Raw genomic sequence first — 2,793 nt, forward strand, 5'->3', positions numbered from 1 at the left:
TCCCTTGCCAGCCGCGGGCGGTAGAGACTTTTGCTTTCCAGCATGAAAGCGATCGCGGAAAGATACTTCTTGGTTTTTCGCGTGGCACTTTTAGGGATCCCATGGTCTGGAAGTGAGCTCAACCCGGGGTGGCCTGCTTGAAAAGTAAACCCCCGCTGGCGTAGCTGCCGGGGAAGGCCCACGCCCAATACGTTAATAAGTTAAGTGCCTGGCACCGTCCTGACTACTGAAGGGACTTATTGATACTTTCCCCGATGATGACCCGCGCCTCTTTCAGGGTGTTGGCGGCAAACAGTTCCTCCATGATGCCGTCCAGCACTTCCAGGCTGGTCATCTCCCGGACTTTCTGCTGCAGGCCGGCAGATGCATCACCAAACCTCCTCCTGAGGTACTTGCAGATGGCGTCCTGTGTTGCTTCAACCTTACCCCTGGCCTCTGCCTCGGCGCGCTCTTCCCTGACCCACTCCTGGAAAATCGGTGATTCCATGACCATTTCCCTCCTTATCATCGATAGTACCAGGTCCGGCGGGTACTTACCGCCGACCAGTATCGCCATGGCCGCCAGCAGGTCCTGCCGCAGCGATTCGTCCTCTATTTCCTGCACGGCGTCTATACATTTCTTCAGTGCCTGCTCGGGGCTTTCCTTTGCATCATCGCCTTTCATCAACGGCAGCAGGGGGTAAAGCCCCACCAGTTTAGCGGTTATCACCGGTTGCCTGCGCTCTTCCCACACCCGGATCACCGTATAGGAATATTCCAGCCCTCCCGTATCCCACCGGTCACTTAACCGGTGCAGTCCGTTGTCGTCTTCCTTGTAGAAAAACATCACCACCTGGCGTATGGACGGGGTGCCCCTGCCGCCAGCCAGCGTGGCCTCCCATATGTCGCTACGGTAGCGCAGCATGCGGGCCGGCAGCGCCTCGTCGCGGTAGCCCATAGGCTCGAAGTGAAGCAGGTACGGGCTGCTGGGGTCATCTATTTCCAGTACGTTATCCAGCCGGGATTCCTTTTTGGGGGTGTACTCCGTTTTGTAGGGCCTTACCCATTCTTCCCTGCAGCCCGGTTGCACGTATCTGGCCCAGTCGGCGGGCCGGCGCTGGAACAGCCGCTTTATTGGTATGTCTATCCTGGGCATTTACGTTCATTCACCCTCTTCTGGATAACTCGTAAGATCCCACCAGCCTCTAAAAAATTAGCTTATCTCCTTTTCTGAACTATACCACACGGAACGGGGATCTGGTACGGCGGGATGCCGGGGTGGCCTGCTTGAAAAGTAAACCCCCGCTGGCGTAGCTGCCGGGGAAGGCCCACGCCCAATACGTTAATAAGTTAAGTGCCTGGCACCTTGGCACCTGGCACTATCCGCTCCCTCACTGCATAAACCTCTCAATACCTTCCCTGATGATGGCCTGCGCCTCTTCCAGGGTGTTTGCGGCAAATAATTCCTCCATGACGCCGTCCAGCACTTCCAGGCTGGTCATCTCCCGGACTTCCTGCTGCAGGCCGGCAGATGCATCGCCGAACCTCCTCCTGAGGTATTTGCAGATGGCGTCCTGGGTTGCTTCAACCTTGCCCCTCGCCTCGCCTTCAGCCCTGCCTTTAATTAACCCGCGCATCTCTGCCTGCTGCTCCATCTCTTCAAGGGTTATTTCCAGGTTCGTAATCATCTTTTCCACCTCCCACGGATTGACTTCGCTTACAATCCTGTCAACCTTTTCCCGCAGCGGCCCGGGCAACCTGGCCTTAAACACGTGGGAAAGCCATGCAGCAAACTGCCTGAATTCGTCCCGCCCCAGGTTCTTCAGCACGCCCGCCAGCTTCCACAGCCGCCTGACCAGTTCTTCCGCGCTCATCTTCTGGTCCAGCGCAAATATGCTGGCAACCAGGTTGCCCGCCCGGTACAGTTCCTCTACATCGTACCGGTTTACGTAAAACAGTATGTACCGGAAATCCAATACGTGCTTCTCAAACTGCCGGTACCCGCCCAGTATTTCTTTGAACCGCAGGGCGGCGGTCCAGTTGTTTGCACCGTTGTACAGTACCGCCGGAATGATGACGGGCAGCCGGAATCCCTTGCGCTCCCGCTCGTCCTCCGGCGTGTTGTGGTAAACGTCCCGCCATATCTCCACCATACACAGCAGCAGCCGGAAGGGCATCAGGTAGTCCACCGTGGACTGCAGTTCCAGCAGGACGTAGAATATCACGTCGTTACCTTTCGCCTTCAGACGGTAGACGATATCCGCTTCTTTCTCGCTGAAGTCCTGCAGGATATAGGACTTCTCCACCCGTACCAGGCTGTCTTCGTCTATGTCTTTCGTCCATTCCTCACGGACAAAGGTCTTGAGCAATTCCAGAAACGCCCGCTTGCTGGAGAGAAGTTCCCTGTATCCTTTGTCGTGGGTGTGGTGGGGCTGTCTGACATCAGGCACGGGTTCATTCCTCCTGTGGCTGTATTATACCACATCCGGCCGGAGATTGACATGAGGCGGAACTGGACCGGATACTGAATCGTACACCGGCAGTGAAAAGAAAAAGCCCCGCCGGCGCGGGACCGCAGCTCGATAAGTTAATAAGTTAAGTGCTCGGCAACACTTTGATAATTGTGATATACGTTTCCGCAAGCTTTTGACCCGAAATGGCGGTCAGGCCGGCATCCACCCGCAGGGTGTAGGTCTGGCCGGGTAACAGGGCATTGCGGGGCTTGAGCCAGAAGGTGGTATAGCCCCCGGTTTCACCCGCGTTCACCTCACCTACAAAATAAAGGGTGCAGGGCAGTTCAGCACCGGTGGCAGT

At 56.4% G+C, this 2,793-nt stretch carries 3 protein-coding genes; all 3 read right to left on the bottom strand.

Annotated features, from left to right (window positions below; genetic code table 11):
* Nucleotides 1–223: 223 nt before the first annotated feature.
* Nucleotides 224–1,135 carry an RpnC/YadD family protein gene (locus BUA65_RS17375; protein WP_072871643.1) on the bottom strand — a complete coding sequence of 304 codons (912 nt, stop codon included), beginning with the start codon at nucleotides 1,133–1,135 and terminating at the stop codon, nucleotides 224–226.
* Nucleotides 1,136–1,370: 235 nt separating this feature from the next.
* Complete coding sequence (locus BUA65_RS17380) at nucleotides 1,371–2,429, bottom strand: Rpn family recombination-promoting nuclease/putative transposase (protein ID WP_072871646.1); 1,059 nt, start codon at nucleotides 2,427–2,429, stop codon at nucleotides 1,371–1,373.
* Between the two features lie 145 nt (nucleotides 2,430–2,574).
* A partial coding sequence (locus BUA65_RS18470) for a hypothetical protein (protein WP_165613300.1) occupies nucleotides 2,575–2,793 on the bottom strand: 219 nt, incomplete at its 5' end.

The organism is Desulfofundulus thermosubterraneus DSM 16057 (assembly GCF_900142025.1).
GTDB classification, from domain to species: Bacteria; Bacillota; Desulfotomaculia; order Desulfotomaculales; family Desulfovirgulaceae; genus Desulfofundulus; species Desulfofundulus thermosubterraneus.